Genomic DNA, 7,580 nt, shown 5'->3' with positions numbered 1-7,580 from the left:
GCTTCGGGGGCGGCGACGGCGGGGGCTTCGGTGGCGGCTTCGGCGACTGACCGCCCGCCCCGCAACCGGTAAGGGCCGCGACCTCGACCGGTAAGGACCGCGTCTGTCATCGGTAAGGACCGTGGCTGTCCGCACTCTCTTACATGTTGTTTAATTGCGAGTCGTTCGCAAAAGCTTTGCCTCGGCATGAGGCGGCGTGAGACGGCTGAAGCAAGAGGAGAGTGGTGCATGTCCGCCCGGTCGATACGAGGAGTGGCCGCGACGGCCCTGGCGACGACGCTGGCCCTCGGTGCCGCGGCCTGCTCCACGCCGTCCGACGCCAAGGGCGCCGCGGGCGCGCAGGACTCCGCCGTGGTCGGCATCGCCTACGAGCCGGACAGCCTCAGCCCGCTGCTGGGCTACGGCAAGGACGGCAACTCCAAAATCTTCGACGGGCTGCTCACCCACGACGCCGAGATGCGGCTCAAGCCCGCGCTCGCCGAGAAGCTCCCCGAGGTTTCCGACGACGGCCGGACGTACACCTACACGCTGCGCAAGGGCGTGAAGTTCAGCGACGGCAAGCCCCTCACGGCCGACGACGTGGTCTTCACCTACCGGACCATCCTCGACGAGAAGACCAACAACGCCTCCAAGACCGAGCTCGACGCGATCGACAGCATCGAGAAGAAGGACGACCGTACGGTCGTCTTCCACCTCAAGTACCCCTACGCGCCGTTCGCCGAGCGCACCGTCCTGCCCATCGCCCCGCAGCACGTCGCCGGCAAGCAGGACGTGAACAACGGTTCCTTCACCACCCACCCGGTCGGCACGGGCCCGTACGTCCTCACCCACTGGTCCAAGGGCGAGAAGCTCACCTTCAAGGCCAACCCGCACTACTGGGGCGGCGCGCCGAAGGTGAAGAAGTTCACCATGGCGATCATCAAGGACGACGACGTGCGCGCCACCCGGCTGCGCTCCGGCGACCTCGACGGCGCGATCCTCCCGCCCAACCTCGCCGCCACCTTCAAGTCCGCGCACGACAAGAAGACCTACACGGCGAAGACCTTCGACTACCGCAACGTCACGCTGCCCACCGCGAATCCGGTCACCGGCGCCAAGGCAGTGCGCCGCGCCCTGGACCTCGCAGTCGACCGCGACGCCATGGTCAAGGGCATCCTGAACGGCGCGGGCAAGCCCGCCTACGGGCCCGTGCCCACCGACAGCCCGTGGTTCGCCAAGGGGACCGAGCGCGCGCACGACCTGAAGAAGGCCGCGCGCATCCTTGACGACGCGGGCTGGAAGAAGGGCGCGGACGGCATCCGCACGAAGGGGAAGCAGCGCGCCTCCTTCACCCTCTGGTACCTCTCCGGTGACAAGCTCCGCCAGGAGCACGCCCTCGCCTTCGCCTCCGACGCCAAGAAGGCCGGCATCGAGGCCAAGGTCGAGTCCGGTACGTGGGAGGTCATCGAACCGCGGATGAAGCACGACGCGGTGCTCGCGGGCGGCGGCAGCCCCGCCGACCCCGACTTCGACCAGTACCTGCTGCTGCACTCCTCGCTCGCCGGCGACGGCTTCAACAACATGTCCCGGTACAAGAACGGCAGGATCGACCGGGCGCTCGTCGAGGCGCGCCGCACCGACGACCACGACCGCCGCAAGGCCGGGTACGACACCGTCCAGCGCGAGCTGCAGAAGGACCCCGCGTACATCTTCCTGACTCACATCGACCACCTGTACGTGGTGAACGACACGTGGCAGGTCCCGGGGGAGCGGCGGCTGACCACTCAGGTCGAGCCGCACGACCACGGCCTGGCCTCCGGCCCCTGGTGGAACGTCGAGGACTGGCAGCCCAAGAAGTGAGCACTCTGAAGTCCCTGCCCTGGGGGCCGATGGCGCGGATGACCGGACGGCGTGCCCTGCTCGCCGTCCCGGTCCTCCTCGCCGTCACCTTCGGGGTGTTCGCCATCGCAGCGGCCTCGCCCTTCGACCCGGTCAAGGCGTACGCGGGGACCGCCGGCCTGACCGCGTCGCAGGAGAACCTCGACCAGCTCCGCCACAACCTCGGCGTCGACCAGCCCCTGATCACCCGCTGGTGGGACTGGCTGACCGGCGCCCTCACCGGCGACCTCGGCGACTCCGCCTCGTTGCGTGCACCGGTCTCCCAGGTCATCGGCGAACGCATCGGCTGGTCCGTCCTGTTGTGCGCGCTCGCCTTCGTACTCGCCGTCCTGCTCGGCACCTTGCTGGGCGTGCTCGCGGCCCGTAGGCGCGGCGGTCCGCTCGACCGTACGGTGACGGGCACCGCGTACGCACTGGAGGCCGCGCCGCCCTTCTGGCTCGGCCTGCTCGCCATCTGGCTGTGCGCGCTGAAGTTCGGGGTGCTGCCGGCCGGCGGCCTCACCGACACCGGGAGCGGCACCGCCACCGCCGGCCAGGTCGCCCGCCATGTGGTCCTGCCCGCCCTCGTGCTGGCCGTCTCGCAGCTCCCGTGGTTCGTGCTGTACGTACGCCAGGGCGTCGGGGACGCGCTCGCCGAGGACCCGGTGCGCGGCGCGCGCTCCCGGGGCCTGAGCGAGCGCACTGTCCTGGTGCACCACGCGCTGCGCAGCGGCCTGCTGCCGGTGCTCACCCTGATCGGCTCCCGGGTGCCCGAACTGATCACCGGCGCGCTGCTGGTGGAGACCGTCTTCAGCTGGCCGGGCATCGCGGCAGCCACCGTCCATGCCGCCACCAGCGTCGACTTCCCGCTGCTGGCCGCGCTGACCGTACTGGCCACGGCCGCGGTGCTGGCCGGGAACCTGCTCTCGGACCTGCTGTACGGACTCGCCGACCCGAGGGTGGCGTTCGATGGCTGACCTCACCTGGCACCCCGCGCGGTCCCATGGGGGCCGGGACCACCGCTCCCTGAGGGTGGGCGCTTCGGCCGTCATCATGGCCGCCGTACTGCTCGCCGTCCTTCTTGTGCCGCCGCTCGTCCCGATGGACGCGCAGGCCGTCGACCTCGCCGCCAAGCTGCAAGCACCCTCCCTGCTACACCCCTTCGGGACCGACGAGGTCGGCCGGGACCTGCTGCTGCGCTGTGTCTACGGGCTGCGCGTCTCCCTCCTGGTCGGCGTGGTCGCCGCGCTCACCGCCACGGTCATCGGCACCGCGGTCGGCGCGCTGGCGGGCGCGCTCGGCGGCTGGGCGGACCGGGCCGTGATGCGGGTCGTGGACCTGTTCTCGTCCGTGCCGCACCTGCTGCTGGGCATCTTCATCGTGGCGATGTTCCGGCCCGGCGTCTGGCCGGTGATCATCTCGGTGGGGCTCACCCACTGGCTGTCCACCGCGCGCATCGTCCGGGCCGAGGTGCTCTCGCTGCGCGGCCGCCCGTTCGTGGACGCCGCGGTCTCCGGGGGCGCCTCGCGGTGGCGGGTGGCCGTACGGCACCTACTGCCCGGCGTGCTGCCGCGGGCCGGCCTCGCCGCCGTCCTGATGGTGCCGCACGCCATCTGGCACGAGTCCGCGCTGTCCTTCTTGGGCCTCGGCCTGCCCGCCCACGAAGCGAGCCTGGGCATCATGGTCAACTCCGCGCGCAGCTCCCTGCTGGCGGGCGACTGGTGGCCCACGCTCTTCCCCGGACTGTTCATCATCGTTCCCACCCTGGCCGTCGCCGGCCTCGCGGGCGCCTGGCGGGAACGGCTCGACCCGCGCCGCCGATCGGAGCTGATGCTGTGAGCACCGTAGAAGCGCCTCCCGTGCTGTCCGTACAAGGGCTCTCCGTGCGCTTTCGCATGCGCGGCGGCCGGCACGTCGCCGCCGTCACCGACGCGTCCTTCGACCTCGCGCCCGGCGAGTGCCTGGCCCTGGTGGGGGAGAGCGGCTGCGGCAAGTCCGTACTGGCCTCCGCGCTGTTCGGCCTGCTGCCCGGCAACGCGCGGACGGCCGGCTCGGCGCGGCTCGCGGGAACGGCGCCCGGCGGCGCACCGCTGCCCGGCATCGACCTGCTCATCGCCACCGAGAAGGAGCTCGCCCGCAGCGTGCGCGGCCGGCGGGCCGGGCTGGTCCCGCAGAGCCCCGCCGCGCATCTCACGCCCGTACGCACCGTACGGGCCCAACTGGAGGAGACCGTCCGCGAACTGACGGGCGTCCCCCGCCACGAACTGCGCTCGGCTGCAGAGGGGGCAGCCGAGCGCGCGGCCTTCCCCGCCGACCACCTCGACCGGTACCCGCACCAGCTCTCCGGGGGCCTGGCGCAGCGCGCGGCCACCGCGCTCGCGTTGGTCGGCGAGGCACCGCTGCTGATCGCCGACGAGCCGACCACCGGCCTGGACCGCGACCTGGTGGACCGTACGGTGGACGAGCTGCGCCGGCACGCGGACGACGGGCGCGCGCTACTGATGATCACGCACGACCTCGCGGCGGCCGAACGGATCGCCGACCGGGTCGCCGTCATGTACGCGGGCCGGATCGTCGAACTCGCCGACGCGTCGGACTTCTTCGGGGCGCCAGGCCCGCAGCACCCGTATGCGCGCGGTCTGCTCGACGCGCTCCCCGAACGCGCCTTCGTACCGATCCCCGGCCAGCCGCCCGAGCTGGGCGCGCTCCCCGAAGGCTGTGCGTTCGCCGTCCGCTGCCCGCACGCGACGGCCGCGTGCGACGTCGTGCCCGAGCCGGTCGACGGGGTGGCCTGCCACCACGTACCGGTAGCCGCCCTGGCCACTGGAGAGGCCGCCGATGCTTGACCTCAAGGACATCACCGCCGGATACGACCGCGCCCGGCCCGTCGTGCGCGGCGTCTCCCTGCGCGTCGCCCCCGGTGAGGCGGTCGGCCTGCTCGGCCCCAGCGGCTGCGGCAAGTCCACCCTCGCCAAGGTCGCTGCCCTGCTGCACCGCCCCGACCGGGGGAGCGTCGTCGTGGACGGCCGGGCCGCGCCCGGCTGGCGGCACCGCGCCCCGCGCGAGCTGCGCACCGCCTTCGGCGTCGTCTTCCAGCAGCCCCGGCTCGCCGCCGATCCCCGGCTGCGGCTCGCCGACCTGATCGCCGAGCCGCTGCGCGCGGCCGGCCGCCGCGGCGAGGCGGCGGAACGGCTCGCGGAGCTGGTACCGCGTGTCGGCCTCGGCGCCGAACTGCTCGACCGCCGCCCGCACGAGGTCAGCGACGGCCAGTTGCAGCGCGCCTGTCTCGCCCGCGCGCTGGTCCTGCGGCCGCGCTGGCTGATCTGCGACGAGATGACCGCGATGCTCGACGCCTCGACGACGGCCGCGCTGGTCGCGGTGGTGGAGGAGTACCGCGCGGAGTCCGGCGCCGGCCTGCTCGCCGTCGGCCACGACCGGGTACTGCTCGAACGCTGGTGCGACCGAACGGTGCGGTGGGAGGCGCTGGCGCAGCATGCGTCCTCGCGGCCACGGCAGCCGTCCGGTGACCCGCAGTGATCACCCGTTCGGAGGACGCCTGACGGCCGGGTGAAGGCCGCGAAATACGCCAAACTGGCGCCGTTGATGGCCCGTTCGGGCCACCGAGGGAGGTTCGCCATGGCTATTTCGATTTCAGTCGTCCTGCTGCTCGTCGTGCTGGCCGTTGTCTTTCTGCGCAGCGGGCAACTGAAGCTCCCGCACGCCCTCGTGTGCGTGCTCCTCGGCTTCTTCCTCGCCGGCAGCAGCCTGGCCCCCGACATCAGCAACGGTCTCTCCGGCGCCGCCGACCTGGTCAGCAGCGTGCGGCCCTGAGAGCAGCCCCCTCAGAACCGCCGCGCGAAGACCCCGATCCCGTTCGGTACCGGTCGCTCCGCGCCGCCCGAAGGGTGGTTGCGCACCGTTGCGGAGTCGCTCCCCGGCTCGCGCAGGACCAGCGTCGAGGACCCGCCGCCGTCCAGGTTCACCGCGTCCCGGGCGCCGATCCGCGTCATCAGCCCGGCCAGTTCATCGATCGTCAGCCCGGCATTCCCCTTCTTGCCGTCCAGCGCGAGCAGGTACAGCACCCGCCCGTCCCCGCCGACGCCCGCCGCGGTACGGACCGCAGACGCGACGGTGTCCAGGCCCGGCAGCGGCGCCCCGTCCCGCAGGACCGGGAAGCCGCCCACCGCGAACCGCGCGGGGCCCGGCCGCTGCCCCACCAGCCGGTCGGTGACGTGCACCCGCTCGCCCACCGACAGCTTCCGCAGCTGCCGCGCGCCCTCCTCGCGCCCGACCAGTACCGTCGAGCCCCCGGGCACGCCGCCGCGCCCCGGCACGTCCGCGACCTTCTCGACCCGGCCGCCGCGCACCGTGACCTCGGTGGTGTCCTTGCTGCAGGGCGCCGCACGGTCGGTGTCCGTGCCACAGGTGGCGCGCACCCGTGAAGTGGTGCCCCACTCCGGGGTGTACGCGCCGATGCCGTCGACCGGCAGCGCGTACAGGTTCAGCCCGCGCAGCGGCAGCCGGCCGTCCGGCGTGGCCACCGAGCCGCGCAGCGACAGCCGGTCCAGCCGGGCCCGCCGGTCCGGGCCCACCGCGAGGACGTCCTCGGCCGTCGTGCCGGGCGGTAAGGCGGGCCCGAACCGCTGCCCGTCCGGTACCGCCGACTTCAGGTGCCGCCCGGAGGTGATCGCGGGCCCGACGGACGCGCCCGTCGGCTCGACACCCGGGTGCTGACCTTCCGTTATGTTGAAGAAGTCGCCGTTGACGCCGGCCACCGCGTCCTGCGCGCCGGCCATCGTGGACACTGCCTTCCGGGCGCCGACCGCGCCCGCGTACAGCAGGTCGACCGAGACGCCCGGTCTCGCCAGGTCCACCGTCAGCAGATGACCGCGAGCGATGCCGCGCGGCACCGCCATCGAGAACTGGGTGTACGTCACCCCGGACGCCGCCGGGGCCGCGCGGCCCGAACGGAGCACGTCCGCCGAGACGGCGGCGCTCCCGTCGCCCGCCACGCCGCCGCCGGCCAGCGCACCGGCCGCCAGCAGAACCGTCAGTACCGCGCGGACACGACCGAATCGCTGCCTCACGATCACCCCAGCTGTCACGCCGACTGTTCCTTGGGCCAACGCAGTACACCACTGGCGGAGGGCGCACGCGGGCAGAAGCGCCGTGGCGCCGGCGTGCGTCGCTCCGGTGGCGGCCGCCGTTCCGGGGAGGGGCACCGCCCGGCCGGCGGCCGCCCGGACGTCAGGCGGCGGCCTTCACCAGGGACATGTAGCGGGCCCAGTCCCAGTAACGGCCCGGGTCCGTGTGATCGGTCCCGGGCACCTCGACGTGTCCGATGATGTGCTTACGGTCTCTCGGTATGCCGTACCGCGTGCAGATTGCGGCCGTGAGCTGCGCGGACTGCCGGTACATGACGTCCGTGAACCACCTCGGCTGGTCCACCCAGCCCTCGTGCTCGATGCCGATGCTGCGGGTGTTGTACTTCCAGTTGCCCGCGTGCCAGGCGACGTCGTCCTCGCGGACGAACTGGCCGATGTACCCGTCGCGCGAGCGCACACAGTAGTGCGCGGAGACCTGCCTCTTCGGGTCCTGGAAGATCTTGACCGTGTCGGCATACGTCTCCTGCGTGACATGGACGATCACCATGTCGATGCCGTACTGCGCCGGGCGGTTCGCCGCGGTGTAGTTGGCGGGGGCGGCCGGGGTCCAGTGGACAT

General features: G+C 72.6%; 8 protein-coding genes. 6 read left to right on the top strand and 2 right to left on the bottom strand.

The features are described from left to right. The first annotated feature begins 228 nt into the window (after window positions 1–228). From CCS38_RS02165 to CCS38_RS02140, 6 genes are all read left to right on the top strand, one after another. Entirely contained in the window at window positions 229–1,839 is a 1,611-nt protein-coding gene (locus CCS38_RS02165) for an ABC transporter substrate-binding protein (protein ID WP_223731465.1), read from the top strand. Between the two features lie 38 nt (window positions 1,840–1,877). Then, a complete protein-coding gene (locus CCS38_RS02160; RefSeq protein WP_223731468.1) occupies window positions 1,878–2,834 on the top strand; it encodes an ABC transporter permease in 957 nt (318 codons plus the stop codon). Next, window positions 2,827–3,696: an ABC transporter permease gene (locus CCS38_RS02155; protein ID WP_223731464.1), complete on the top strand. Its 870-nt coding sequence runs from the start codon at window positions 2,827–2,829 to the stop codon at window positions 3,694–3,696. The genes CCS38_RS02160 and CCS38_RS02155 overlap by 8 nt, the downstream gene beginning before the upstream one ends. Window positions 3,697–3,752: 56 nt before the next feature. Then, window positions 3,753–4,703 carry an ABC transporter ATP-binding protein gene (locus CCS38_RS02150; RefSeq protein WP_223731467.1) on the top strand — a complete coding sequence of 317 codons (951 nt, stop codon included), beginning with the start codon at window positions 3,753–3,755 and terminating at the stop codon, window positions 4,701–4,703. Continuing rightward, window positions 4,696–5,394: an ABC transporter ATP-binding protein gene (locus CCS38_RS02145; protein WP_223731463.1), complete on the top strand. Its 699-nt coding sequence runs from the start codon at window positions 4,696–4,698 to the stop codon at window positions 5,392–5,394. The genes CCS38_RS02150 and CCS38_RS02145 overlap by 8 nt, the downstream gene beginning before the upstream one ends. 99 nt (window positions 5,395–5,493) lie before the next feature. Further along, on the top strand, window positions 5,494–5,688 hold the full coding sequence (locus CCS38_RS02140) for a hypothetical protein (protein WP_223731462.1): 195 nt from the start codon (window positions 5,494–5,496) through the stop codon (window positions 5,686–5,688). An 11-nt stretch (window positions 5,689–5,699) separates the two neighbouring features. Here the strand turns inward: CCS38_RS02140 and CCS38_RS02135 are convergent, their stop codons facing one another. Continuing rightward, entirely contained in the window at window positions 5,700–6,962 is a 1,263-nt protein-coding gene (locus CCS38_RS02135) for a phosphodiester glycosidase family protein (protein WP_372456968.1), read from the bottom strand. A 142-nt stretch (window positions 6,963–7,104) separates the two neighbouring features. Continuing rightward, window positions 7,105–7,580 (bottom strand): N-acetylmuramoyl-L-alanine amidase (locus tag CCS38_RS02130; RefSeq protein WP_223731461.1); only part of this gene is annotated, 476 nt, incomplete at its 5' end.

It is taken from the genome of Streptomyces purpurogeneiscleroticus (genome assembly GCF_020024005.1).
In the GTDB taxonomy this organism is placed as follows: Bacteria; Actinomycetota; Actinomycetes; order Streptomycetales; family Streptomycetaceae; genus Streptomyces; species Streptomyces purpurogeneiscleroticus.
The sequence above is the reverse complement of the archived record's forward strand: the minus strand, read 5'-3'. Positions and strand labels throughout refer to the sequence as shown.